Annotated in this window: 1 protein-coding gene; it reads left to right on the top strand. The window is 60.9% G+C overall.

The window, feature by feature from the left end:
- Positions 1–1937: endopeptidase La (lon, locus tag HV670_RS29795; RefSeq protein ID WP_175108515.1), on the top strand; the 1937-nt coding region annotated here is incomplete at both ends.

Genomic DNA, 1937 nt, shown 5'->3' with positions numbered 1-1937 from the left:
GGTTGCGTCGCCAACATTCTCCAGATGCTCAAGCTTCCCGACGGGACCGTGAAGGTGCTCGTCGAGGGCCTTCAGCGTGCGCGCACCCTGTCGATCGAAGACCAGGAATCGCAGTTCTCGTGCGACGTCATGCCGCTCGAGCCCGATCAGGCCGATAGCGCTGAAACCGAGGCGCTGCGTCGCGCGATCGTTTCGCAGTTCGACCAGTACGTCAAACTCAACAAGAAGATTCCGCCCGAGATCCTGACTTCGTTGTCGGGCATCGACGAAGCGGGTCGCCTGGCCGATACGATCGCGGCGCATCTTCCGCTCAAGCTCGACCAGAAGCAGCACATTCTCGAAATGTTGCCGGTGATCGAGCGCCTCGAGCATCTGCTCGCGCAGCTCGAAGCCGAGATCGACATTCTGCAGGTCGAAAAGCGCATTCGTGGCCGCGTCAAGCGCCAGATGGAAAAGAGTCAGCGCGAGTACTACCTGAACGAGCAGGTCAAGGCGATTCAGAAGGAACTCGGCGAAGGCGAGGACGGGGCCGATCTCGAGGAACTGGAGAAACGGATCACCGCTGCGCGCATGCCGAAAGAGGCCAGGAAGAAGGCCGATGCCGAGCTCAAGAAGCTCAAGCTGATGTCGCCGATGTCCGCTGAAGCGACCGTGGTGCGCAACTACATCGATACGCTGATCGGCCTGCCGTGGCGCAAGAAGAGCAAGGTCAACAACGACCTCACGAACGCCGAGAAGGTGCTCGACGAGGACCACTTCGGCCTTGAGAAGGTCAAGGAACGCATTCTCGAATATCTTGCGGTCCAGCAACGTGTCGACAAGGTGAAGGCGCCGATCCTGTGCCTGGTTGGGCCTCCGGGCGTCGGCAAGACCTCGCTCGGCCAGTCGATCGCGCGTGCGACGAACCGCAAGTTCGTTCGCATGGCCCTCGGTGGCGTGCGCGACGAAGCGGAAATTCGTGGCCATCGCCGGACGTATATCGGTTCGATGCCGGGCAAGATCCTGCAGAGCCTGACCAAGGTCGGGGTGCGCAATCCGCTTTTCCTGCTCGACGAAATCGACAAGATGGGACAGGATTTCCGCGGCGATCCGTCGTCTGCGCTGCTCGAGGTGCTGGATCCCGAACAGAATCATACGTTTGCCGACCACTATGTCGAAGTCGATTTCGACTTGTCGGATGTGATGTTCGTGGCGACGTCGAACTCGCTCGACATTCCGCCTCCGCTGCTCGATCGGATGGAAGTGATCAGGCTGTCGGGCTACACGGAAGACGAGAAGGTCAGCATCGCCCAGCGTTACCTGTTGCCCAAGCAGAAGCGCAACAATGGCCTGAAGGATGGCGAGATCAACGTCGCCGAGGACGCCGTGCGCGACATCATTCGTTATTACACGCGTGAAGCGGGCGTGCGTTCGCTCGAGCGTGAAATCTCGAAGATCTGCCGCAAGGTCGTCAAGATGCTGCTGCTGAAGAAGGCAGACGGCACGATTACGGTCGACGGCGGCAATATCGACACGTTCCTGGGCGTGCGCAAATACGACTTTGGTCTCGCGGCGAAGCAGAATCAGGTCGGCCAGGTGACCGGGCTTGCCTGGACCGAAGTCGGCGGCGACCTGCTGACGATCGAAGCCGCTGTCATGCCGGGCAAGGGTGCAATTACCCGCACGGGCTCGCTGGGCGACGTGATGAAGGAGTCGGTCGAGGCGGCACGTTCAGTGGTCCGTTCGCGCTCGCGTCGTCTGGGGATCAAGGATGAAGCGTTCGAGAAGAAGGACATCCACATACACGTGCCCGAAGGGGCGACGCCGAAGGATGGTCCGTCGGCAGGCATCGCGATGACGACGGCGCTGGTTTCCGCATTGACCAATATTCCGGTGCGTGCGGACGTGGCGATGACCGGCGAGATCACGCTGCGCGGCGAAGTGCTGCCGATCGGCGG

The sequence above is a fragment of the Pararobbsia alpina genome, from assembly GCF_902859895.1.
Classification (GTDB): Bacteria; Pseudomonadota; Gammaproteobacteria; order Burkholderiales; family Burkholderiaceae; genus Pararobbsia; species Pararobbsia alpina.
The sequence above is the reverse complement of the archived record's forward strand: the minus strand, read 5'-3'. Positions and strand labels throughout refer to the sequence as shown.